This window comes from Sandaracinomonas limnophila, assembly GCF_004005965.1.
Taxonomy (GTDB): Bacteria; Bacteroidota; Bacteroidia; order Cytophagales; family Spirosomataceae; genus Sandaracinomonas; species Sandaracinomonas limnophila.
In genome coordinates this window covers 125,305-149,906 of record NZ_SACY01000005.1, presented here as the reverse complement: position 1 = coordinate 149,906, position 24,602 = coordinate 125,305, and the positions used below count along the sequence as shown (strand labels likewise).

The 24,602-nt window shown below is 35.6% G+C and carries 22 protein-coding genes; 17 read left to right on the top strand and 5 right to left on the bottom strand.

Annotation, left to right across the window (positions count from 1 at the left end; translation table 11 throughout):
- Nucleotide 1: 1 nt before the first annotated feature.
- The 3 genes from EOJ36_RS10730 to EOJ36_RS10720 are packed head-to-tail and all read left to right on the top strand — an operon-like array spanning nt 2 to nt 4,050.
- A complete protein-coding gene (locus EOJ36_RS10730) occupies nt 2-1,705 on the top strand; it encodes a GMC oxidoreductase (RefSeq protein WP_127805220.1) in 1,704 nt (567 codons plus the stop codon).
- 2 nt (nt 1,706-1,707) lie between these two features.
- Nucleotides 1,708-2,556, top strand: coding sequence for a sugar phosphate isomerase/epimerase family protein (locus EOJ36_RS10725; protein ID WP_127805218.1), 849 nt, complete (start codon nt 1,708-1,710; stop codon nt 2,554-2,556).
- Nucleotides 2,557-2,613: 57 nt separating this feature from the next.
- Nucleotides 2,614-4,050: a Gfo/Idh/MocA family protein gene (locus EOJ36_RS10720; RefSeq protein ID WP_127805216.1), complete on the top strand. Its 1,437-nt coding sequence runs from the start codon at nt 2,614-2,616 to the stop codon at nt 4,048-4,050.
- A gap of 200 nt (nt 4,051-4,250) precedes the next feature.
- Here EOJ36_RS10720 and EOJ36_RS10715 read toward each other — a convergent pair whose 3' ends face one another.
- Nucleotides 4,251-5,321: a mechanosensitive ion channel family protein gene (locus EOJ36_RS10715; RefSeq protein WP_127805214.1), complete on the bottom strand. Its 1,071-nt coding sequence runs from the start codon at nt 5,319-5,321 to the stop codon at nt 4,251-4,253.
- 103 nt (nt 5,322-5,424) lie between these two features.
- Here EOJ36_RS10715 and EOJ36_RS10710 point away from each other — a divergent pair, with 103 nt between their 5' ends.
- Together EOJ36_RS10710 and lptC are read left to right on the top strand one after the other, a co-directional pair.
- Entirely contained in the window at nt 5,425-6,729 is a 1,305-nt protein-coding gene (locus tag EOJ36_RS10710) for a hypothetical protein (RefSeq protein WP_127805212.1), read from the top strand.
- An 8-nt stretch (nt 6,730-6,737) separates the two neighbouring features.
- Nucleotides 6,738-7,271: an LPS export ABC transporter periplasmic protein LptC gene (gene lptC, locus EOJ36_RS10705; RefSeq protein ID WP_127805210.1), complete on the top strand. Its 534-nt coding sequence runs from the start codon at nt 6,738-6,740 to the stop codon at nt 7,269-7,271.
- Between the two features lie 108 nt (nt 7,272-7,379).
- On the opposite strand, the gene EOJ36_RS10700 is transcribed toward lptC, so the two are convergent.
- From EOJ36_RS10700 to recN, 4 genes are read right to left on the bottom strand one after another with little or no spacing between them, the layout of a single operon-like run.
- On the bottom strand, nt 7,380-7,757 hold the full coding sequence (locus EOJ36_RS10700; protein WP_127805208.1) for a c-type cytochrome: 378 nt from the start codon (nt 7,755-7,757) through the stop codon (nt 7,380-7,382).
- Nucleotides 7,747-8,385 carry an SCO family protein gene (locus EOJ36_RS10695; RefSeq protein WP_127805206.1) on the bottom strand — a complete coding sequence of 213 codons (639 nt, stop codon included), beginning with the start codon at nt 8,383-8,385 and terminating at the stop codon, nt 7,747-7,749. Before EOJ36_RS10695 ends, EOJ36_RS10700 begins: the two co-directional genes overlap by 11 nt.
- Complete coding sequence (locus EOJ36_RS10690; RefSeq protein WP_127805204.1) at nt 8,360-8,749, bottom strand: hypothetical protein; 390 nt, start codon at nt 8,747-8,749, stop codon at nt 8,360-8,362. The genes EOJ36_RS10695 and EOJ36_RS10690 overlap by 26 nt, the downstream gene beginning before the upstream one ends.
- Nucleotides 8,749-10,404, bottom strand: a complete 1,656-nt coding sequence (recN, locus tag EOJ36_RS10685; protein ID WP_127805202.1) for a DNA repair protein RecN — start codon at nt 10,402-10,404, stop codon at nt 8,749-8,751. The genes EOJ36_RS10690 and recN overlap by 1 nt, the downstream gene beginning before the upstream one ends.
- A gap of 142 nt (nt 10,405-10,546) precedes the next feature.
- On the opposite strand from recN, the gene sucD reads away from it, so the two are divergent.
- The 12 genes from sucD (at nt 10,547) to priA (ending at nt 24,579) form a co-directional block, all read left to right on the top strand.
- A complete protein-coding gene (gene sucD, locus EOJ36_RS10680; protein ID WP_127805200.1) occupies nt 10,547-11,425 on the top strand; it encodes a succinate--CoA ligase subunit alpha in 879 nt (292 codons plus the stop codon).
- Nucleotides 11,426-11,464: 39 nt separating this feature from the next.
- Nucleotides 11,465-12,622, top strand: a complete 1,158-nt coding sequence (locus EOJ36_RS10675) for a hypothetical protein (protein ID WP_127805198.1) — start codon at nt 11,465-11,467, stop codon at nt 12,620-12,622.
- Nucleotides 12,623-12,708: 86 nt separating this feature from the next.
- Complete coding sequence (locus EOJ36_RS10670) at nt 12,709-13,497, top strand: uroporphyrinogen-III synthase (RefSeq protein ID WP_127805196.1); 789 nt, start codon at nt 12,709-12,711, stop codon at nt 13,495-13,497.
- Between the two features lie 82 nt (nt 13,498-13,579).
- Nucleotides 13,580-14,572 carry a PorP/SprF family type IX secretion system membrane protein gene (locus tag EOJ36_RS10665; protein ID WP_164847897.1) on the top strand — a complete coding sequence of 331 codons (993 nt, stop codon included), beginning with the start codon at nt 13,580-13,582 and terminating at the stop codon, nt 14,570-14,572.
- Between the two features lie 144 nt (nt 14,573-14,716).
- Complete coding sequence (gene porK, locus EOJ36_RS10660; RefSeq protein ID WP_127805192.1) at nt 14,717-15,853, top strand: T9SS ring complex lipoprotein PorK/GldK; 1,137 nt, start codon at nt 14,717-14,719, stop codon at nt 15,851-15,853.
- Nucleotides 15,854-15,868: 15 nt separating this feature from the next.
- Nucleotides 15,869-16,618, top strand: a complete 750-nt coding sequence (porL, locus tag EOJ36_RS10655; RefSeq protein WP_127805190.1) for a type IX secretion system motor protein PorL/GldL — start codon at nt 15,869-15,871, stop codon at nt 16,616-16,618.
- Nucleotides 16,619-16,643: 25 nt separating this feature from the next.
- Nucleotides 16,644-18,233, top strand: a complete 1,590-nt coding sequence (porM, locus tag EOJ36_RS10650) for a type IX secretion system motor protein PorM/GldM (protein ID WP_127805188.1) — start codon at nt 16,644-16,646, stop codon at nt 18,231-18,233.
- 10 nt (nt 18,234-18,243) lie between these two features.
- Nucleotides 18,244-19,176 (top strand): type IX secretion system ring subunit PorN/GldN, encoded by a 933-nt coding sequence (gene porN, locus EOJ36_RS10645; protein ID WP_127805186.1) that lies wholly within the window; start codon nt 18,244-18,246, stop codon nt 19,174-19,176.
- Between the two features lie 15 nt (nt 19,177-19,191).
- Entirely contained in the window at nt 19,192-20,664 is a 1,473-nt protein-coding gene (pyk, locus tag EOJ36_RS10640) for a pyruvate kinase (RefSeq protein WP_127805184.1), read from the top strand.
- A gap of 18 nt (nt 20,665-20,682) precedes the next feature.
- Nucleotides 20,683-21,459, top strand: coding sequence for a lysophospholipid acyltransferase family protein (locus EOJ36_RS10635; RefSeq protein ID WP_127805182.1), 777 nt, complete (start codon nt 20,683-20,685; stop codon nt 21,457-21,459).
- A complete protein-coding gene (gldD, locus tag EOJ36_RS10630; protein WP_127805179.1) occupies nt 21,446-22,048 on the top strand; it encodes a gliding motility lipoprotein GldD in 603 nt (200 codons plus the stop codon). Before EOJ36_RS10635 ends, gldD begins: the two co-directional genes overlap by 14 nt.
- Nucleotides 22,049-22,110: 62 nt before the next feature.
- Nucleotides 22,111-24,579: a replication restart helicase PriA gene (gene priA, locus EOJ36_RS10625; protein WP_238944477.1), complete on the top strand. Its 2,469-nt coding sequence runs from the start codon at nt 22,111-22,113 to the stop codon at nt 24,577-24,579.
- Nucleotides 24,580-24,602: the final 23 nt, after the last annotated feature.

Sequence of the window (24,602 nt, the reverse complement as noted above, 5' to 3'; positions counted from 1 at the left end):
CATGGTAAATTTTAACATCGATTCGAAAGCAAAAAATACTTATGACGCCATAGTCATTGGCTCGGGTGCAAGTGGTGGCTGGGCAGCCAAAGAATTAACTGAACGAGGATTAAAAACACTTGTGTTGGAGCGCGGTCGACCAGTAAAACACATAACAGATTATCCAACAGCTTCCAAAGCTCCATGGGAATTTCAGCATTTGGGAACCTTGCCGCTGGAAAAGAAAAAAGGTATTTCGGAAACCTCATTTTTACGCGAAGAAACTATTCATTGGGCTTTGCCTGATGAAGAGCAACCCATCGTGCAAGAAAAACCATTTCGATGGATTCGCGGTTATCATGAAGGAGGGAAGTCCTTACTTTGGGCACGACAAACCCAACGATGGTCTGATCTTGATTTTGAAGGCCCACAAAGAGATGGATTTGCTGTGGATTGGCCGATTCGTTACAAAGACATTGCTCCTTGGTACGACCATGTGGAGAAATTTATTGGTGTTTCTGGATTCAAAGACGGATTGCCAAACTTGCCCGATAGTATAGTTCAAAAAGGATTTGATTTAAGCTGTGTAGAAAACCATTTTAAACAATCCGTTGAGTCAAACTACAAAAATAGAAATGTCATTGGTGCACGTTGTGCCCATTTGTCGGACCCGCAAGAAATTCATACGCAACAGGGCAGAAGTCGTTGTTTGAGTCAGCGTATGTGCGTGCGAGGATGCGTGTATGGTGGATATTTCAGCAGCAATTCATCTACTCTGCCTTGGGCGATGAAGACAGGTAAATTAACGGTAAAAACCCATTCGGTAGTGCATTCGATTATCTATGATGAGTCGAAGAAAAAAGCCATTGGAGTAAATATTATTGATGCGCATTCCAAAGAAATGATTGCCTATTATGCGAAAATCATCTTTTTAAATGCATCTACCATCAATTCCAATGCAATTTTGATGAATTCTAAATCCTCTCGATTTACACAAGGTTTAGGTAATGATAATGGTTTATTAGGTACTCATATTGCTTGGCACAATTATAGAGGAAGTGCCAGTGCTTCTTTTGATGGATTGAAGGAATTTAAAACAGAGGGAGGAAGCCCGACTTACGCGTACATGCCTCGTTTTAGAAATTTATATGAGCAAGAAACAAACTTTTTAAGAGGCTATGCCGTAGGTGTTGGGGGTGGTAGGGGGGAATATTCCTCAAAAGATGGAATTGGGGATGAATTACGAAACAATTTATTGTCGAGAAAATTAGGAGATTGGCATTTGTCAACTTGGATGATGGGCGAAACCGTACCCGTAAAAGAAAATCATATCAGATTGCATGAATCCCTGAAGGATAAATATGGAATTCCACAAATCGTTTTTTCTTGCGAGTGGAAGGAAAATGATGATAAAATGGTGGAAGATTTTAAAACCCAAATGGGTGAGATGTTTGAACGAGCAGGATTTAAAAATATTTCTGTTAGGGACAGCCACAATCCTCCAGGAGCAGATATCCATGAAATGGGTGGTGTTCGCATGGGAAAAGATGCAAATACTTCCTTGTTGAATGAATGGAATCAATTACATGCTTGCAAAAATGTGTTTGTAACCGACGGTGCATGTATGCCTTCAGTAGGAACACAAAATCCAACCTTAACCTTTATGGCCTTGACAGCAAGGGCTGCAAATTTTGCTGTGGATGAATTAAATCGTAAAAACTTATAATTATGAAAACGAAAAATTTATTGACCCTTTTATTGCTTTCATTAGCAATTTCACCAGTTTTGGCACAAAAATTATACACCTATCCAATAGGTGTTCAGGCTTACACTTTCAGAAAACATTTTCCGAATGATGCCATCAAAACCTTGGACATCATTCAAGGAATGGGTATCACTGAATTAGAAGGAGGAGGCGTGAAAGGTATGTCCTTGGAAGAATTTAAAGCACAATGCGACAAAAGAGGCATTTCTATCCCTTCTACAGGTGTGAATTTTGACGATTTGGAGAAAGATTTAACCCAAGTTATAGCCAATGCAAAAACATTAGGTGCCAAATTTATCATGTGTGCATGGATTCCTCACAAAGGAACCGATTTCACCTTTGAAGATGCGCAAAAAGCGGTTAAAGCTTTTAATCGTGCCGGTAAAATCTTCAAAGAGAACGGAATTACCTTTTGTTACCACGATCATGGTTATGAATTTCATAAATACGAAGATGGAACCTATTTAGATTACATCATCAAAAATACAGATCCTGAATACGTGAATTTTGAAATGGATGTCTTGTGGACAATGCACGGTGGTGGACAAGAAGCACCGGTTCAATTGTTAAAAAAATACCCAAATCGTTTCAAATTGATGCACGTAAAAGATTTGAAAAAAGGTGTTGTAGGTAATTTAACTGGGGGTACTCCAGCCGAAAATGATGTGCCAGTGGGTACTGGTCAAGGTGATTGGAAAACCATCGTAAAACTTGCCAAAAAGAATGGAATCAAACACATGTTCATTGAAGATGAAAGCGAGCATGAATTAGAATACGTACCGATGAGTATCAAATATTTAAAAAGCCTATAAAGCCTATTTGAAAATCAATATTTTTTCATAGTTTTATTATAAATTTTAAATTTAACTATGGAAAATAAAAACAATTCGCGCAGGGATTTTATAAAATCAGCTGGTCTAGCATCAGCTGGTTTTATGATTGTCCCAAGAAATGTCCTTGGAAAAGGTTTCGTTGCTCCGAGTGACAAGTTAGTGGTTGCAGGTATTGGAGTAGGAGGAAAGGGTAAATCAGACCTAGCAAAGTTTTTTGAAAGCGGTAAAGCTGAAATCGCATATCTCTGCGATGTAGATGATAGAAGAGCCAAAGATTCTGTGGCGGCTTACCCTAAAGCAAAATATTACAAAGATTTTCGGGTAATGTTGGAAAAGGAACACAAGCACATTGATGCTGTTTCTGTTTCCACTCCAGACCATAACCATGCCGTTCAGGCCATGGCAGCTATGCAATTAGGTAAGCACGTATATGTTCAAAAACCTATGACACACGATATTTTCGAAGCAAGAGCCTTGACCGCTGCTGCAGAAAAATATAAGGTGGTCACTCAGATGGGTAATCAGGGATCTTCTGGCGATGGTGTCAGACAATTAGTAGAATGGTTTGATGCTGGAATTATTGGAGATGTACATACGATAAAGATTTGGACTAATAGACCCATTTGGCCCCAAGGTATTCCTTGGCCTACAGAAAAACCTCCTGTTCCAAGCGAATTAGATTGGGATTTGTGGTTAGGAACTGCCCCTAAAAAGGATTATGTAGATAATTTGATTCCTGGCTCATGGAGAGGTTGGTGGGATTACGGTACAGGTGCATTAGGCGATTTAGGTTGTCATTTAATGGAGGCTCCATTTAGAGTTTTAGGTTTGAAATATGCCACGGATGTACAGGCAAGTGTTGGATCAGTCTTTACTTCATGGGGAAAACGAGGAGTTTTCCCAGAAAGTTGTCCTCCTTCCAGTCATGCTACATTAACCTTCCCTAAAACTGAAAAAACACAAGGACCTATCACCATGCATTGGATGGATGGCGGTATTAAACCTGAAAGGCCAGAGGAATTAGGTCCAGATGAGATGTTTGGAGATGGTAACTCAGGTGTGTTGTTTATAGGAACTAAGGGAAAAATGATGGCCAGTGAATATGCAGCGAATCCAAGATTGTTGCCACTTTCAAGAATGAATGAGGTGAATGTTCCAAAGAAATTAGAAAGAGTACCGGGTAGTGCAGAAGGTCATTATGCCCAATGGGTAGAGGGCTGTATTGCAGGTTATGGTAAAAAGCAATTGAGTTCCCCATTTGAAATGGCTGGTCCTTTAACGGAAGCAATTTTGATGGCAAATTTAGCTATTCGTGTAGCAGATATGCCATTCCCAAGAACCAATGGAAATGGAATGCATTATCCAGGTTCAAATATGAAATTGTTGTGGGATAATCAAAACATGCGAGTAACCAACTTTGATGTAGCTAATCAATTTGTGAAAAGAACATATAGAGAAGGGTGGAGCCTTTGAAGTTGAAAGTGGAAAGTTTAAAGTGAAAAGTTTGTGTTATTAGGATATGGGTTAAATGAAAAACAATCCCAGAGGGATTGCACATCTATAGCTACAATGTATCAAAATACCATTTTGACCCCAGCGGGGTCAAAAGAAAAAAGGTAAAAATTGTTTTATCAAATATTTTCGCTTTCAACTTTCAACTTTCAACTTTCAACTTATTTCACGCTGCTAGCTAACTCAATTTTATTAGAGTTAAGTAGAGAAAGAATTTGCAAATTAATGTTTTGCTTAACTGTTTGGAACTTTGAAAAATCAGCCGTATTCACCCAAAAGGTTACGGAAATATCTAGTGAATAAGCTCCAAATCCCTCAAAAATAATTTTGGGGGCTTTTTTCTTACATAGGGGCTCTTCTAAAATAATATGTTCAATCAACGGAAGAATTGCTTCAATTTGCTCAGCTGATGTCTCCAAAATGCAGCTAAGATTAAATTTAGCTCTACGGAAATTTCTTTCAGAAAGATTTTCTAAGGAAGCGGAGGTTAGTAGTCGATTTGGAATCATGATTAAATTTCCATCTACTGCCCTTAATTTGGTGCTTCGAAATCCAATTTTTTCCACATCACCTGTGATACCTCCCGTTTGGATGGTGTCGCCCACTACAAAAGGCAGGTCAAGAAAAATTGTAAATGACGCAAAAAGATTTTCTAAGGTTTCTCTGGCTGCTAAGGCCAAGGCCAATCCACTCAAACCTAGTCCAGTAATTAAAGCCATTACATCTACTTGAAAAACTCTGCCTAATAAAACAAAACTGGATCCAGCAATAATAAAAACCAGTGCTAAATCGTTCAAGAATGGAATAAATTGTTGTTTGGATTTTTGTTCTAAGCCTTGCCATTTTTCAGTAGCGAATAAAATACCCACTTTCATTAAACGAATAATTACCCATGTGATCGTTAAAATAACGGAGGTGTCAAATAGCTTTTGAAGAATAAAAAGTATCCCAAACTCTCCAACAGGTTTGAAGTTCCATGAACTTGGTATATGTAAATTTTGTACTGCAATATAAAGGAATACCCAAAATAGAAGTAGTTCAAAAGGTTTTCTGAGTAAATCTATGCAATCTTGAAAGTTGATAATTTTTTCAGGAAGGAATCGATAAACTATTTTTGAAAATGAATTCGAGAAAAATCTTTTTAAAATTAAACCTATTAGAATGGTGCCCAAAAACAAGGTTAATTCTAATGCAGAATGGTCGAGCAATTGAAAATTTGAAAATGTTTGCATTCTTAAGGATATTTAACATCAAATATAAAGATTCCTTTAGTAAAGTAGAAAAAAATTACGACCTTTGCACACTTGATATGCAATCCGAAAGGAATTGATTTTTATGATTTTAGATTTTAGAATTAAATTGAATACAAAAGCCGCTTTAGGGATTTTCTTCCTTTTTATTGCAAATTTATTTACCTTTCAAGGGTTTTCTCAAACCATTTTGAATTCTCCCTATTCTTATATTGGTCTTGGTGAAGTTGACCAAAATGTTGCCCCTTCTCAAGTAGGTATGGGTGGCATCGGGGTTGCAACTTCCAATGGAATTTATATCAATACGCAAAATCCTGCCTTATTGGCAAGAAACCGCTATACAGTATTTGAAGCAGGAGCAAATGTAGAACGAAAAACTATGCAAGATTTGCGCCAAAGCCAACGATTATTTGGTGGTAATTATAAATATTTGGCTCTTTTATTGCCGGTTTCAAGTCGTTGGACGATGAGTTTTTCTTTGAGCCCCTACAGTACAATCCAATACGAAACGAAGTCGTTTCGCCGATTAAATGTTTTAGGTTTGGATAGTTTAATTTACAACTATTCGGGACAAGGAAATATTAGCAAATTGGGTATTTCAAATGGTGTAAGAATTGGTAAAGGAGTCTATTTGGGATTAGAAACCAATGTGTTATTTGGAAATGTTATTCGATCTGTCGGTACGCAAAATATGTCTGATGGACAATATTACAAGGTTCAATTGGAAAAGCGAATGGATTATGCAGGACTTACCTTCAAAGGAGGAGCAGCTTACCAAACCAAGGTAGGAAAAGATTTGTTTTTGACCTTGGGTACAACACTTGACCTGACTTCTCAATCTAATGCGACAGAAATTAGTCGATTCGTGATTTATGATTTAGGTGGATTAAATGTTATCAATGCAGATACGGTAGGAAAATCAACTCCATTTACCCAACACCTGCCTGTTACTACTAAATTTGGAGTGAGCTTAGAAAAAGCTGCAAATTGGACCATAGGGATAGATTATTCAATGACCGATTGGTCGAAAATTGATAATTTCTTAGGAAATAGTGCCACACTACCTAAAACCTACAAGGTTGCTGTTGGTGCTGAGCTTACTCCAGACTTTGAAGCTGTTTCAAACTATTTCAAACGAATTAGCTATCGTGCAGGATTTAACTATGCAACTACTCCTTACTCAATTTTAAATTCTGGGAAGTTTGCTACCGAGATGAATCTTACCTTAGGAATTGGCTTTCCTTTGCGAAATCTTTCATATTTTAACCTTTCTTACCAATTGGGTAAACGAGGAGATATCACCAATCAAGGTTTGGAAGAACAATTTCATCGCTTAACCATTGGCCTAACACTAAGCGACCTTTGGTTTGTTAAACAAAGAATTAATTAATATTCAAAATGCGCAAGCTATTTGTTTTTCTTGCGTTTGCTTCGATTGGATTTAGCGGCTGTCAAACTGAATCTGAATCTAAAAAACTAAATTACAAAGGTCCCAAATCTGAATTGGATGGAATTGATATGATCTTTTCCGATTCTGCGAAAGCCATGGTTCGAATGGTGACTGAAAAACAATTGACCTTGTTTACAGAAGATCGGGTATATCCTAAGGAAGTAAAATTGTTTTTCTATGACAAACTCGGAAATACAACTACAGAAATTAGAGGAGATTCTGCTCGCTTTGATCGCACAAAAAATTATTACAAATTAATGGGGCATGTAGTTATTCATAATCCACTCAAAAAAGAAACCCTCAAAACCTCTGAATTTATTTGGCTTCCCGACCAAAAGAAAATTTATTCAGAAAAGGCAGTTCAAATCAGAACTCCCAATGAGGTTTTTTATGGCATTGGCTTCGACGCCGCACAAGATTTTTCTACCTATTCACTAAGACAAGTTACTAATTCGGTGTTTGTAATGAAGGAGTTTCAATAATGGTTAATTTTAAATTGTTAATTATAAATTAAATTGAAAATAATTTTAAATTACAAAATATGATTGCCACAATTAACAATTAACAATTAACAATTAACAATTAACAATTCATAACTTGACAGAATCCTGCTCCACAATCCCCTTTTTCACCCCATTTAAATCTTTGATGTAAGTTATGATCTCTGCAATCTCAATGGGTGCTAAATCCTTATTTGTAGGCATAAATTCATGACCATCTTTAGCTTCTACACCCTTTACAATAAGTTTAGCTAATTCTAGATCAGAATATCTTTTGAGTAAATCAGTTCCAACAAGTGCAGGATATAGTTTTTTGAACCCTTTTCCATTCTCTTGGTGACAATTTTCGCATTTTTTTTGATATAATGCGAGCCCCTCTACTCGATATTGCTCATGTAATACTTCTTCCTTGTTCATGCATGAACTTAGTGCAACTATTAATAAGCTAATAAATAGGCTATTTTTCATGTAATAAAATTTCAATATCTTCAATTAATTTATTTACTTCTGGTTCTTTAGTACCATCATATATTCCTCTTACATGTCTATTTTTATCTACTAAAATAAAGGCCCCACTATGAACGAATCCTCCTGCCTCGTTTGGGTCTTCTTGTGCGGATACCATGTAGGATTTTTGGCCAATTTTGTAGATTTCTGATTTATTTCCAGTGACAAAATTCCATTTTTTTGAATCAACTTCCATTCGGTTAGCATATTTTTTCAATACATTTGGTCCGTCATAATCTGGATCTATGCTATGTGATAATATTTTTATATCAGGATTGTTTAGGTACCTTTGATAAATCCTCAATAACTGTGTTTTCATTTTCGGACAAATGGTAGGGCAGGAGGTGAAAAAGAAATCCGCTACGTATATTTTACCATCAAAATCTTTTTGAGACACCCAGGTCGAATCTTGATTTAAAAATTTGAAATCAGGAATTTTATGATAGATCGTATCTGTTTTTCCATTTTTTTCTACTACTTCTTTGGGTCCTAAATAGGGTAAGCTTCTTTTCGATTCACAAGAAATTACAATTATAAAAAGGCCTAAAATGCCTAATATCCAGTTATTTGATGTATTTTTTACTCGCATGTAAGGTAGAATCGGTTAACTGGTCAATGTTTTTTAAGGCTGTGATTTGCTCCGACAAATAGGCTAATTTGTTCTTTAGGTCCATTTTGTCTAAACTGTCCAATGAAAAATTATGCATCCAATCCATCATCGATTGATCTGCTTTATCCAAGGCTATTTGCAATTTCTTTATATGAACAGAATCCGGGCCTTTAGCCAAGGAGTCTAATTTTGATTTATAATTGCTCAATTGCTCGGATTTCGGCATGATTTTATCATGCAATTCCATTACTTCTTGATTCAATGTATCAAAAGCTTTTTCTTTTGCGTCCTGACATGCGGACACTAGGCAAAACAACCCAATTCCTAAAATGTATTTTTTCATTATTGATTTAACAATTGTTTTACATTTTCTCTCAAATTCTCATAGCCAGCATTCCCCCCAATCATTTTAGCTATTTCATCAATCCGTTCATCTGATTTCAATTCCTTTATTTGTGATACAGTCTTTGCACTTTCATGATTTTTATACACAAAGAAATGTTTTTTTCCTGCAGCGGCTATTTGGTGTAGGTGAGTAATGGCAATAATTTGATGATTACTCCCCATTTGGTTTAAAATTTCAGCTATTTTAAAAGCTACATCACCTGAAACGCCTGTGTCAATTTCATCCAAAATAAGGGTTGGCATGTTTTTCTTTTCAGCCAAAAGAGCTTTAATTGATAACATTAACCGACTCAATTCACCGCCAGATGCAATTTGCTTGAATGGTTTTGCAGCAATTCCTTTATTGGCAGAAAACATTAATTGAATTTTGTCTTGTCCATTCTCCGAGAAAGATTTTTCCTCCACCTCCCAAGTTAAAACAATGTTTTCCATACCCATCAATTGCATACTTTTTTTCAATTGCTGAGTTATATTTTCTAAGCAAGCTTTTCTCGTGGCACTCAAAAGCTCTGCTGTCGATTTTACATTATCCAAAGCGATTTCATTTTCTTTTTCTGCAGATTTCAAATGTTCATCTGAATTGGAAATCAATTGATGTTGAAGCTCAAATTCGCTTTGTATACTTAAAAGTTTGTCAATCGAATCGACCCGATGCTTTTGTAATAATCTATTCAATAAATCGATTCTTTTTTGCGTTTTTTCAAACAAAATTGGGTCCGATTGGAAAGATTCTGCCTCATTTTCAATCTCCAAACCTAGGTCCTTCAACTCAATCCAAATACTTTCAATTCTATCCTTCCAATTTTGGTATTCCTCAGACCATTTACTAATGGCCTGCGCTTGTCCAAGGCCAAATTTGATTTGGTCTAAGGCAGATGTTTCTGAATTGCTAATGGCATTCGACAATTGAACTAATTTCTCATGAATATGTTCCGCATTTCCCAGCTTGTGTGCCAATTGTTCCAACTCCTCCAATTCACCTTTACTCAATTTAGCCTCTTGTAATTCAAGCAATTGGAATTGTATAAAATCAGCCTGCTGATTTCCTTTTTCAAATTGAATTTTTAAGTCCTCTAATTTTTTTTGAGAAATTTGAAGTTGTTTGAAGGCTCTTTGATAATTTTTAAGGACCTCATGGTTTTGAGAATAGGCGTCAATTAATTGGATGATAAAATCTGGATGTGCCATCCACCAATTATCTTGCTGTGAATGGATATCTACCAGCGCAATCCCAAGTTCTTTTAGGGCATCCAAATTGACCGGACTATCGTTTACAAAACTACGCGATTTCCCCTGCGGACTGATTTCTCGCCGAATATTGCACTGGTTTTCAAAGTCTAAATCGTATTTTTCAAATATTTCAGCTATTCCTGCAATTTGTGCAACAGAAAAAGTGCCTTCAATGATGCATTTTTTTTCAGGGTCAAATAACGATTTGCCGTCTGCTCTTTGTCCCAGTAATAAATGTACAGCACCTAAAATAATTGATTTTCCAGCACCTGTTTCACCCGTAATCACAGTTAATCCATCCTCTAAAGTTAAATTTAGGGATTCTATTAGCGCATAATTTTGTATAAAAAGTTGCTGGAGCATAGTGAAAATAACCAATCAAAGATACCAAATTTCTTTGGAAGATTTTTTTATTTGATTTTGATACCTCTTTAATTGGTAAAAATTATCAATTACTTTGTACCTTTGGAGAAATTTTTTCGCCTAGTTAATTCAAATCTAGAAAATGAGCGTTTTAGTAAACAAAAATTCAAAAATTATCGTTCAAGGTTTTACCGGAACGGAAGGTACATTCCATGCTGAGCAAATGATTGCTTATGGAACACAAGTAGTAGGTGGTGTAACACCAGGAAAAGGAGGCGCAAAGCATCTAGATCGTCCTATTTTTAATACAGTTGCTGAAGCTGTAAGTACTACAGGAGCGGATACTTCTATTATTTTTGTGCCACCAGCTTTTGCTGCAGACGCAATTATGGAAGCAGCTGATGCGGGCATTAAAGTGATTATTTGTATCACAGAAGGTATCCCAACAAAGGATATGATTGTAGCGAAAGAATATATTCAAAACAAAGAATGTCGTTTAATCGGACCAAATTGTCCAGGTGTAATGACTGCAGATGAATGTAAGGTAGGTATTATGCCGGGATTCATTTTCTCAAAAGGTAAGGTTGGTATCGTTTCAAAATCAGGTACTTTAACTTATGAAGCAGTTGATCAATTGACTAAAGCTGGTTTGGGGCAAACAACTGCAATTGGTATCGGTGGTGATCCAATCATTGGAACTACAACCAAAGAAGCGGTAGAATTATTAATGAATGATCCTGAAACAGAGGGTATCGTTATGATTGGTGAAATCGGTGGTGGAATGGAAGCTGAGGCAGCTCGTTGGATCAAGGCAGATGGAAATAGAAAGCCAGTAGTCGGATTCATCGCTGGACAAACTGCTCCTAAAGGTCGTCGTATGGGACATGCAGGTGCTATCATTGGTGGTGCAGACGATACAGCAGAAGCTAAAATGAAAATTATGCAAGAATGTGGAATTCACGTGGTGTACTCTCCAGCAGATATTGGAGAAACTATGTTGAAAGCATTGGGAGCTAAATAATTTTACAAAAGGATGATTCCTTTTTTTGAAAAATCCGCAATGAAATTTACTGTTTTCAGTAGGTTTATTTGCGGATTTTTTCTTTTAATTTCATTATCTTATTTCGCAAATGCAGGCAATGAATGGGTAGAACAACAGGATTTATCTAAAAATTGGTATATCTATTCGCCCAGCTGGAAAACCTATCTGCCTTACGTGGCATCTAAGCATTTTTCCTACCAATCTAAATCTCTTCTTTTTGATACTCATCAAACTTATGATGCGTTTTTGCAAATTAAACCACAAGAAGATTTTCAATTATTTGTAAACGGTGTTTATCAAAAAAGACTTAGCAAAGGATCCGAATACCTGCTTAATTTAGACAGTCTTATGAAGCCCTATCGGCAAAATCAGACGTTAATATTCACTATCTATGCAAAAAATTTAAAAGGTTTTCCTGCGGAAATTAAACAACTTGTTAAAGGCAACCAAGGCCAAAACGGATTTTTAAATTATTTGTCAAGACCCTCATCTTTGTTAAATAACTTTTTTTTGGTTAGTACCATTTTAGTGTTGTTCTTGTTTTCTGTCGTTTTTAGATATTTTCCAAGAAATTTCAACTACTTCTTTCGATTTTCCGATTGGATTAATTTTAACTATAAGGAAGATGCCGTTCTCATTTCAGTTTTTGCATTTCCCAATATTTTGATGGTGTTTGGTTTAAGCCTCCTAACCAGTTTTGTTGCTTTTTATCATTCCATTTTAGATCCAATAGAAAGTGCACAATTAAAATTAGGTTCAAATGTTTTACAAGCTGAAGATGCTTTATTATTTGTTGCCCAAAAATCTATTTTGGCATTTGTGATGTTTTATGGACGGTATTTGGTCTATTATATTTTTACAAGTTTATTTAAAATAGAACAATTGGCCAAGCCACATTTTTTCAAATCAGTTCAAGCCAACATCCAATTTTTTAGCATATTGTATTTTGGATTGTTTTTAATTTATTTCATTGCAGGAAGTGCCTATCAACCGAGTTTAGAACAAATTTCATTTTTGGTAGATGCTTATTTTTTAGTTCGAGTAGTGTATTTTTATTTTTTATTTAAAAATTCCTTCAACCTTAATAATATTTCATTGGCTGCTTATCTATTATTTATGGAAGGACAAGTTGTGTTTTTCGGAATTCGACAATTGATTTTCCCTAATTACATTTAATTCAGGTTAGAAAAATCATAAAAAATCTATTATATTTGCACTCCTTTTCTAAGGAATCTATTATATCAAGTAATTATTTACATTTTATGAGTGTATTGCCAACAGATGCTACGGTTGATAAGGCCAGATTAAAAAAAGTTAGCAGTATTTTAGTTACTCAGTCTTTCCCAAAAGAGTCTATGACTCCCTATTTGGAGATTGAGAAAAAATATGGTGTTAAGGTCGATTTCAGACCCTTTATTGAGGTTCAAGGAATTTCTTTTAAAGATTTTAGAAAACAAAAAATCAATATTCTAGAGCATACTGCGGTGATTTTTACAAGTCGCCATGCAATAGATCACTTCTTTAGAATTTGCAAAGAAGCTAAAATTGAAATGCCTGCCGATATGAAATATTTTTGTATCACAGAACAAACAGCAAATTATTTGGCTAAATACGTTCAAATTAGAAAACGTAAATTGTTTGTAGGTGTTCGTACTTCTTTGGATTTGTTAGAGGTAATTAAAAAACATAAAACTGAAAAATTCTTATTTCCTTGCTCAAACAAGCGTCAGAAGGATTTGCCAGATTACATGGGAACAAACGATTATCAATTGACTGAAGCCGTTATGTATGAAACAGTTTCTGCTGATTTATCAGATTTAGAAAATGTTTTTTACGACATCATCGCGTTCTTTAGTCCTTCTGGTATTACCTCACTTTTTGAAAATTTTCCAGAATTTAAACAAAACAATACTCGTTTAGCGGTTTTTGGACCAACTACTGCACAAGCAGTTAAAAATGCTGACTTGATTGTTGATATTGAAGCTCCAAAACCTAATGCACCTTCAATGACAGGTGCCTTGGAACAATATATTAAATTAGCGAATTCATAAAAAAAGGCCTCAAGGCCTTTTTTTTATGTTAAAATTTGGTATTTTTAGAGATTAAATTCCATTTCGAATTCAAATGCCTAGCTTGAAAACTAAAAATATATTAATAATTTTCCAATGTTTTTCATTGGTTTTATTTTCATTTTTCAATGGCTTTTCTCAACAAAACCCTGGGCTTTCTTTTTATTCTTTTCAAACTAATTTCCAAAATCCAGCTTCTGTAGGATTGAAGGAAGAAGGTTCCTTTCAAGTCAATTACAGAAATCAATGGACACAGTACCAAAGTACCTATGATGGTTCAGGAAATTTAGGAACAAGCATTGCAAGTTTATCCTTGAGTTTAAAACCCATACCCGTTGGACTGGGATTCATGTATTTAAACGACTTGTCGCCCTCTGGTGCAGGTTTACAATTCCTTAGAGCTCAATCTGCCTACCATTTAGAAATGGGATCCGGAATAATATCTTTAGGTTTTTCTGCAGGTCTAGCTACAAAATCTTTCGACGGTAGAGTTTTTAAAACAAGAGACCCGAATGATCCTATTGCAAACGAAATTTCAGGAAAATCTATTGCTAAATCTAGCCTAGATTTTGGAGCCGGAATTTCCTATTCCTTAAATAATTGGACCATTGGTGCAGCGATTGATCATTTAAATTCGCCTACCTTTTCGTTCACATCCTCTTTGAACGGCTCTACCAATTTGCAACCTGTTTTTTTGGTACATTCTTCTTATGAATTACCCATTTTAGAAAAAATTTCACTCTATCCATTTTTACAGTGGAGAAGCTATCAAGGTCAAAATGTATTAGACTTAGGAATGAGAGTTAAAGCCTTTGATTTGTTTTGGTTGGGGGGCAATTTTAGATCCAATGATTCTTTAACGGGTATGTTTGGTTTAAATTTATTGAATAACAGCTTAGAATTTGGATATGCTCTAGATCAAAATTTTATCAACCAAAATTTGAAGGCCCCATTGAGTCATGAATTATTTTTGAAGTTCAAATTGCCTGACTTACAATTGATTAAAAAAAGAAATAATGTAGTTCCTATAAATACCCCACGGTATAAAATTAATTAGGAGTGAAAAAAATGAAAATAAAGGTTAAAAATTAGGAAAATCCTCTTAAATTTGAGGAATTTGTGGATGAAGGGTAAGATTTGAAGTGGTAAATACAATTTAATTGTAAACTAATCGTTTGAAAAAAGATTTTTGAAAACATTTATGAAATTAAACTTGTTAAAAGGTAGTGTTTGTGGTTTAGTTTTTGCGATACTGTTTTTAGGTTCACCTACAACATCAAATGCGCAACTATTTGGAAAGAAAAAGAGCGAGGATAAAGGTAAAACACTAAGTAGCACCAAAGGAAAAGAAAAAAAGAAAGGTGGGGGCATATTTAGCTTTAAGAAGTTAGGTAAAGAAGGACCAGGGATTGAATATGGTGAAATTGTTGCCACAGAACGTAAAGGATGGTCGCAACCTACGCCGTATGGTATGGTATTGGTACCATCTGGATCCTACATGATGGGTCAAGCGGATGAGGATATTACCCATTCAGCCGTAAATTTTAATAAAAGAGTAACGGTTTCTGCCTTCTTTATGGATGATACCGAAATTACTAATCACGAATATCGACAATTTACTAATACCTTATTTAAAGATTCTCTTCAAGTATTAGGCGAGGAAAAGATTTTGTCAGAATATTATCCTGATACAACCGTTTGGAAAAAAGATTTTACCTACCACAATGGGGATCCGATGTTGGAGTATTATTTTTCTTCTCCAGCTTATGATATGTATCCTGTGGTTGGTGTTAGTTGGACTGCTGCAAAATATTTTTGTTTATGGCGTTCCAATATGTTGAACGATTACAGAAAAAAACAAGGAATGTTTATGTTGCCTCGTTTTGAATTGCCTTCAGAATCAGAATGGGAGTGGGCAGCACGCGGAGGAAAAATTGGAGCTAAGTATCCATGGGGTGGACCCTATCTAACGATGTGTGTAGGATGTGAATTAGCCAATTTTAAGCCACATAGAGGTAATTACGATTCAGATGGTTATTCATATACGGCACCTGCTAATTCCTACAATCCGAACGAATTTGGATTATATAATATGTCAGGTAACGTTGCGGAATGGTGTATAGATGCTTATTCTGATAATGTAGTCGCTGTTTCTTGGGATTTAAATACCGTAAATAATGATCCGGAAAATCCTAAAAAAGTAATAAGAGGAGGGTCTTGGAAAGATGTTGGATATTATTTAGAAACAGGTACAAGAGCTTACGAATTAGAAAATCAAAAAAGATCATATATTGGATTTAGATGTATGATGCGTTATTTAGGAAGACCCAAAAATTAATAAACCTTATTTCTTATGAATTTAGAGAAATCAATTAATGTTGTTGCAAGTTTTGGCGCAGCAGTTGTTATCGTTGGAGCATTATTTAAAATTGTACACTGGTCAGGTGCTAATGAAATGTTAATGGTAGGAATGTTTACAGAAGCTGCTATTTTTATTTTATTCGGGGTGCTTTATCTTCAACAAAAACCAGAAAAAGATTACCAGTGGGAAAATGTTTACCCTGAATTAGTAGGAGGCACACCCAATACCACGCGCGCTACTGTTACTTCTTTAGGCACTGCGCAAGGTTTAAGTCCTGAAGCAGTTGAAAATCTTAACAAGAGTATAAAAGGTTTAACAGATACAGCAAATAGTTTACAAGAAATAACTAAAGTTACAGGTGCAACGAAGGATTTTGTTTCTAATTTGAATTCATCTTCGGAATCACTTTCTGCCTTAAACAAATCAGTTTCCGATGCAGCAAATTCAATTGGGGCAATTTCTACTTCTTCTCAAGAAGCATCAAAGTTTACTCAACAATATGCAAAAGCTGGAGAGCAACTTTCTTCTTTGAATTCAATTTATGAAGCACAGATAAATGAAGCCAACAAGCATTTGCAAGCATTAAATTCCTATTATGCTGGAATTAATTCGGTTGCAGGTTCAGTAGTTTCTTCAGAAAAAGATGCAGAATTATTCAAGGCAGAATTGGCAAAATTAAATGCCAATATTCAATCCTTGAATCAGGTATATGGAAGTATGTTAACAGCTATGAAAGGCTAATTTTTAAACATTTAGCTTTTATCAAATGGCAAATTTAAAAGAAACCCCACGGCAAAAAATGATAGGCATGATGTACTTAGTACTGACTGCCCTATTGGCCTTACAGGTATCGGATGCTTTACTGCAAAAGTTTACACTCCTAAACTCAAGTTTGGAGATAGCTAATCAATCTTCTCATTCCAAAAACAAAGGAATGGTAGAGGGCATAGAACAACGCATTAAAGATTTACCTAATCCTGCTGCCTACTCCGATGTGATTACACGTGCTCAAAACGTACGTAAAATATCAGATGAGATAGTAAATTATTTGGATGGTTTGAAATCTAAAATAATTGATGCAGGAGGAGGAATTGATCCTGAAACTGGTATGGTGAAAAATCCAAAAGAAGAAGAGAAGGTATTTGAACTAATGGTTGGTGCTAACAAATCAGGAGAGGCGTACCATTTAGTTAATTTATTGGATAAATATGTTGCTAATTTGGAAAAATTGGCTGACCCTGGAACCAAATTTAGTAAATTGGCCTTGGCAGCAAATGAAGATCCAACGGCTAAAATGGATGCAAATCAAGCAAATAAAGATTTCGCGGAGTTAAATTTTCAAAGTACCCCAGTTCCAGCTGCTTTAGCTTCATTATCTCAAAAGCAAGCTGAGGTTAGAAGGTACGAATCCGAAGTATTGAATCAATTAGCAGCTAAAGTTGGTGCAAAGGAAATTAAATTTGATAAGGTTTTCGCCCAGGTTTCTGCAAATGCAAATACTGTTGTTGCTGGGATGGATTATGAGGCAGAAGTGTTTATAGCTGCTACATCTAGTGGATTTACACCTCGTATGAGTTACAATGGTAGTTCAATACCAGTTCAGGATGGTCGCGGTAAAATTAAATTCAAAACATCTGGTGGCGGTTACGATGCTAATGGTTTATCAAGAAAAACCTATGTGGCAACTGTTTCTTACATGAGTCCGGCAGGACCTAAAACAGAATCTATTACCAAAGAATACTTCGTCTTAAAACCAACTTATAATATCGAAACTGCTACCTTACCAGCTTTATACTTAGGTTGTGCAAATCGTTTAAGTGTTGTAAGTCCAGGTTTAGGTTCTTTATGGAATCCAAACTTCTCTGCCGATGGCGGAGAGGCAATTGGCGGTGCAAATAGAGGTAAGGTGACAATTGTTCCTTCTGCTTCTACAATTACCTTAAATGTTTCTAATGGAGGTACTTTATTAGGTAAGGAGGTTTTCCGTGTACGAAGAGTGCCAAGACCTGAGGTTAAAGTTTTTGGAAATGGTGGTGAATTAGACGAGAAACGAGGAGCATCAGCATCAGGTTTGCGAACGATAGATGCTAGAGCCATTGCCGATGAGTCGTTTAAATCTACGAATCCTGAAGATGCCAATTTTAGAGTTGCTGAAGTCTATATTGCCTTAGCTCGTGGACAAAGAAAAATTGATGATATTACCTTGCAAGGATCGGGTTCAATTGCAAAATTAGCCTCTCAGGCCCAAGCAGGTGATAGATATTATATTGAAATTAAAGGAGTACAAAGAAAGAATTTTAAGGGTACTGTTGAAACAATCCCTTATAATATGACAAAAAATATTCCATTGAATTAAACAGATTGACATGAACTTGTGGAGTAAGTCTTTATTAATTATTGCTGTTTTCGGAACATTTATTTTAAATGCTCAAGACAAGGCAGAAAAGCCTCAAAGTGAGATTAAAGCTAATGCGGTTAATCCTGTTGACGAAGCAAATATCCATTACCGAGCTCGTTTGTGGAGAAGAATGGATATGAATGAGAAAATAAATCAGCCATTCTTTTCAGTTAATAATGAATTGTCTAAATTTTTAGTGGAGTGGGTTGAGGCCGGAGTTTTAATTCCTTACAAAAACGATTCCTTAAATACGAAATTATCTTTGGAGCAATTCAAGGAAAATTTAAAGATGGAAGATGAAGTTGCTGATGCTGAATTATCTGAGGCTGAAAAAGCCGCAGGTTTCGGAGGTGAAACCTCTACTAAAACAGCAAATGGAGAAGATGACGGTTGGGGTGGATCTACCAAAAAAAGTACTGGCAAAGCTGAAACTCCTGCAAAAAAGGATGATGGTTTTGACCAAAAATCAAATGCAGCCTCAGGAAGTTCCTATTATTTCCCAAAGGAAATTTCAGTTTTAGAAATTAAAGAAGATGCAATCATCGACCGACAAAAATCACGTTTGGTTTTTGTTATTGAAGCCTTAACACTTGTAATTCCTGCCTCTAAAACGAAAGCAGGTTTTGATAAAGCTGTTGCTTCTTTTAGATACAAGGATGTGTATAAATTGTTCAGAAGTAATGAAAATTGCATCTGGTACAATCCACAAAATGAAATGAAACATTTGAATATGGCAGATGCATTCGATTTGCGTTTGTTTCAAGCAAGAATTATCAAAAAAGGAAACGCTAAAAATCAATTTTTATCCGATGTTTACAATGGCGACCGCGAGGGACTTTTGATGTCTCAATTGTTGGAAAACCAGTTGTTGGAATTAGAGAGTGATTTGTGGGAATATTAATAATTAAATTACCGTATGTCGTATAATAACAAGACAAAAATTGTTGCAACTGTAGGCCCTGCCTCAGAATCAAAAGAAGTTTTAATACAATTAGCTAAAGCTGGAGTAAATGTATTCCGTTTGAATTTTTCGCATGGTACACATGATGACCACTTAGCTCGTTTACAAACGATTCGCCAAATTTCAGAAGAATTAGGAATTAATTTAAGTGTCCTTCAAGATTTACAAGGTCCAAAAATTAGAACACAAATGGTGGAAAACAATGGTGTATTGTTGGAGCCAGGTAAGCAATTAATTTTTGCAATGGACGAAAGTTTATTAGGTACTTCTGAAAAAGTTGGTACCACTTATACTTCCATGTATCTTGATGTTGAGGTAGGTGAAAGAATTTTAATGGACGATGGTAACCTAGAAGTTCGTGTTACTGGAATTGATAAAGTTAAAAAAGAAGTAATTACCGAAGTGGTTTATGGGGGTATTTTGAAATCTAAAAAAGGAATCAATTTGCCAGGTACAAAGGTTTCATTACCTTGTTTAACTCCAAAGGATGAAAAAGATTTATATTTTGGATTAGATAATGGCGTGGACTGGATTGCTCTTTCGTTTGTTCGTAAGGCTTCAGATATTCACGACATTAAAGATAAAATTAAAGCGTACGGTAAAAACACACGTGTTATTGCTAAAATTGAAAAGCCAGAGGCTATTGATAATTTAGATGATATCATTGAAGCAACTGATGCAATAATGGTGGCTCGTGGCGATTTGGGTGTTGAAATGGATGGAGCAGTTGTTCCTTATTTGCAACGTGTGATGGTTGAAAAATGTACTGCTGCTGGTAAACCAGTAATTGTTGCAACCCAAATGTTGGAATCAATGATTACAAATCCAGTTCCTACACGTGCTGAAACAAATGACGTGGCTAATGCTGTGCTTCAGGGAGCTTCGGCTACCATGTTAAGTGGTGAGTCTGCTTCGGGTGCCTATCCAGTAAAAGCTGTAGAAACAATGGCACATATTCATGAGATTGTTGAACAACAACAAAATCAAATTTCCATTGTAAAAGGAGATGAAGCTGCTATATATTTCAAAAACCACTCCTTAGCAAATACGGTTGGTGATGTAACTTTAAACGATCGTTTAATTGCTGGTGCTTGTCGTTTAGCTCGTGATGCTAAAGCTAAAGCTATCTTATGTATCACAAACTCTGGATATACAGCTTTCCGCTTGTCGGCACATCGTCCAAAAGCAGATTTATATGTATTTACCTCCAATAAGCAATTGATGTCAACAATGGGCTTACTTTGGGGCGCAAAGGTATTTTATTATGATCCATCTTCTGATAGCATCGAGCATACAGTAGAGCAAATGGTAAATAAATTAAAATCAGATGGCAGTCTGTCGAAAGGTGATGTATTTGTTACAACACTTTCTGTTCCTGCTAATTCAGGTAAAAAATCTAATACAGTTCAATTAGGAACAGTAGAATAATTTTTTGGGCAGCTCAAAATGAAAAATAAAAGTGGAATTAGGGTAATTAATCCGTTTCATTTGATTTATACAGTTTGGGCTGCTTTTTGGTTTCTTTCAGTTTTTATTCTTTTTTATCCATTCATTTATCTGTTTTGTCAAAAAACTGAATGGAAAAAATATGCAAGTAAAACAGTTAAAATCTGGTCATATATTTTTTTTCCAGCCATTTTTCTTCGTGTAAAGGTTAAATATCATTTTAAACCTGATCCAAAAGCTGTTTACGTTTTTTGCGCCAATCATTTTTCTTATTTTGATATTCCCATTTTAGTTTATCTTATTGATAATTCATTTTCATTTCTAGGTAAAAACGCCATGGCCAAAATTCCTATGTTTGGCTATATGTATAAAAAGTTACATATATTGGTTGATAGGTCAGATAAGGGTAGCCGAGTGGCCTCCCTTGCCAAGGCAATTCGTGCCTTACAGGCAGGTCGTTCTATTGCTATTTTCCCAGAAGGAGGAATCGTTTCCAAGGAATTTCCTTACATGGGCAAGCCTTTAAAAGATGGAGCTTTACAAATGGCAATTCAACAACAAATACCTATTATTCCGATTAGTTTGATGAATAATTTTCACATTTTGAATAGTAATTTGTTCATTCTACGTCCTGGAGTAGTTCGTGTTGAATTTCACAAACCGATTGAAACCCAAGGGAAGACAAGTGAGGATTTGCCTAGCCTTCGAGAAGAATTATTTACAAAAATTCAAAATCCTATTTTAGATTATTACAAATTACCTCATGAAAAGAACTAAGTATTTCTGGGCTTTGTTTTTTTTCTTGGGTTTATTGATGTCCTGTGAAAATGCTAAAAAAGTCGATTTTGCACCTCGTCCAAAAGGGTACAATAAAATAATTATTCCCAAGGCACAATATCAGGAATTAAAAGGGAATTATCCTTATTCATTTGCCTATTCGAAAGCTGCAATTATTCTTCCCGACACTGTTTCTTGGGCAGAACCCTATTGGATTTATATTTATTACCCTCAATGGAAATCGTTTATCCAATTGACCTATAAGGATCTAAAAATGCCCAAAAATCAATTGAAATATTTAATTGATGATGCGTATAAATTGGCCTACAAGCACCAAGGAAAGGCAAGTAATATTCAAGAATATATTTTAACCACTCGTTCCGGCAAAAAAGCTGGTATTTTTGAATTAGATGGTGAGGTGGCCACTTCTTTTCAGTTTTATACAACTGATTCTACAAAACACTATCTCCGTGGTGCCGTTTATGTGCAAACAGCAACTGATAATGATTCCCTAGCCCCAATAATTCAATTCCTAAAAAAAGATGCGGTTAAGTTAATTGAAACAATTCAGTGGAAAGTTGAAAATTGAAAGTTGAAAATGATTTTTAATTTCTTAACTTTCAACTTTCAATTTTCAACTTTCCATTTTCCTTGCAAACTTTCTTCGTCGATATTATCCTTCCCGTTCCAATTCCTGGGTATTTTACCTATAGGGTCCCAAAAGATTGGGAGGCTTATGTGCAGAAGGGGATACGTGTTGTAGTGCCTTTTGGAACATCAAAAGTTTATACGGGTGTCATTGTTGCGGTTCATTCAAATCCACCAACTAAATACCAAGCAAAATATTTATTAGAGATTTTAGATGAGTATCCATTAATTAATGATAAACAATTAGATTTAATAGAATGGATTGCAGGCTATTACATGTGCACTCCCGGTGATGTATTTCAGGCGGCATTACCCGCTGGACTAAAGATTTCTAGCCAATCTAAAATCCAATTGAATCCGACATTTGAGGAATGGGAACAATTGACCGAAAAAGAATCGGTTTTTTGTAATTTCCTAAAAGAAAAAGAATCATGTACTTTCGATGAGGCCAAAAGTTTTTTAGAGGTCAAAAGTCCTTATTACCTTATTAAAAGTTTGGTTGGAAAGTCGGCAATTTTTGTTTTCGACGAGTTAAAAGATCGATATTCCCCCAAGATTATTCGCAAAATTCGTTTAACTGAATATTATACCCATAAGGAGCATTTGACGCAACTCATTGGTGTTTTGGAAGCAAAACCCAAGCAATTGGCAGCTCTATTGTTGTACTTGCAGCATATTTCAGTTTTAAGGGATCCAAGTTTAAATGCGAAAGGTTTAGATAAAAAAATATTTACACAATCCGAAATTTCTGAAAGTTCAATTCAAACTTTATTGAAAAATGAAGTTTTTGAGGTTTTTGAACAGGTTATATCTAGATTTTCTGAAGGGGACGATGAGTTAATTCCTACAAAATTTGAATTATCAAATGCCCAAAATAGAGCATTTCAAGAAATTTTGAAAAGTTTTGAAACAAAGGATATTTGTTTGCTAAAAGGTGTGACAGGCTCAGGTAAAACTGAAATATACATTCGGTTGATTCAGGAAGCTTTGGCCAATGGAGATCAGGTATTGTATTTGTTGCCTGAAATTGCGCTTACAACTCAGATTGTGATGCGTTTGAAGAAAATTTTTGGGGAGCAATTAGGAATTTATCATTCTAAATTTTCTGATAATGAGCGGGTGGAGGTTTGGAAGTCTGTGGCTGAAGGTAAATATTCATTTATAGTTGGGGTACGTTCTTCTGTTTTTTTGCCATTCAATAATTTAGGATTAGTCATAGTAGATGAGGAGCATGAAACTTCATTTAAACAAACAGATCCTGCCCCACGATACCACGCCCGTGATGTGGTGACCATCTTGGCAAAGATGCATCAGGCCAAGGTTTTGTTGGGTTCTGCAACGCCATCTTTTGAAACATATTATCAAGCAAAAAATGATAAATTTGGTTTAGTAGAGCTGAATGAACGCTACGGTGAAACGTTATTGCCGGAAATTCATTTAATTGATACAAAATATGCCGCAAAGGCCAAGCAAATGAATGGTGGATTTTCTGAAGAAATTTTGGATAAATTACGCGTTAATTTGGAAGCTGGTAAACAAAGTTTATTGTTTCAAAATAGGCGAGGATATTCACCATATATTCAATGCCAATTGTGCGAATGGATCGCCCAATGTACACAATGTGATGTTAGTTTGACCTTTCATGCTCGCGATAAAGAATTGAAATGTCATTATTGTGGTTACAAAGAAACTCTTCCCACGCGTTGTGGGGCTTGTGGGGGTACTTCTCTGCAAACCATGGGTTACGGAACAGAAAAAATTGAAGAAGAAATTCAAATGCATATACCCGGTGCTCGAATTGGTCGAGTAGATTTAGATACCACCCGTTCCAAAACAGCTTTCCAAAATTTGATTTTGGATGTTCAAAATGGCAATTTGGATATAATTGTGGGCACTCAAATGGTTGCAAAGGGACTCGATTTTGATGGCCTATCAATGGTAGGAATTTTTGATGCAGATAAAATTATTAATTTCCCCGATTTCCGAGCGCATGAACGTGCCTATCAATTAATTACACAAGTTGCAGGACGTGCAGGCAGGAGAGGGGCGCAAGGTGAGGTTTATATCCAGACCAATCAACCAACTCATGCCTTGTTTCAAGCTATTATTGATGGCGATTATGAGGGTTTGTACCAAGAAGAAATAGTAGAACGCGAAGGATACAATTATCCACCTTATGTTCGTTTAATTCGTTTGGTCATTAAACATGTTGAAGATACCAAGGCAAAAAAAGCTGCCAATGATTTAGGAAATTTGTTGAAACAAAATTTTGGGGCCGGTCGGATTTTAGGCCCCGAAAAACCATTAATTGAAAAAATACGTAACCTGTATGCACAGGAAATTCTCATTAAGATCGAAAATGGAGTCTCTTTATCCAAATTCAAAATAAATCTCCGTGAAAACCTTGATTTGGCCCAATCTTGGCCAAGTTTCAAAGGTGTTCAATTGATTGTCGATGTAGATTGTTTGTAAAATTATCAATTTATTGATAAATT